Annotated in this window: 1 pseudogene; it reads left to right on the top strand. The window is 66.1% G+C overall.

Annotated elements, in window-relative coordinates:
• Window positions 1-19 precede the first annotated feature (19 nt).
• Window positions 20-342 (top strand): annotated as a pseudogene (locus tag ACUJ8O_RS11545) (transposase); the annotation flags it as partial.

Genomic DNA, 342 nt, shown 5'->3' with positions numbered 1-342 from the left:
CAGGGAGACTGGTCAGATCATGACGAACAGCAGGAAGCGTCACACCCCCGAGCAGGTCGTCCGTAAGCTCGGGCAGGCCGACAGGATGCTCGCCGATGGTCAGGACGTCGCGGCGGTGTGCCGGGAGCTCGGGGTGTCCGAGCAGACGTACTACCGGTGGCGGAACCAGTACGGCGGCCTCAAGGCCGACGACGCAAAGCGCCTGAAGGAGCTGGAGAAGCAGAACGCGACCCTGAAGCGTCTGCTCGCGGAAGCGGAGCTGGAGAAGGCCGCGCTCAAGGAGCTGGCTGAGGGAAACTTCTAAGCCCGGACAGGCGCCGCGCCGCCGTCGATCACCTCAAG

It is taken from the genome of Micrococcus sp. EWR3.9.1, from assembly GCF_052615555.1.
This window is presented reverse-complemented; position numbering and strand designations above follow the sequence as displayed.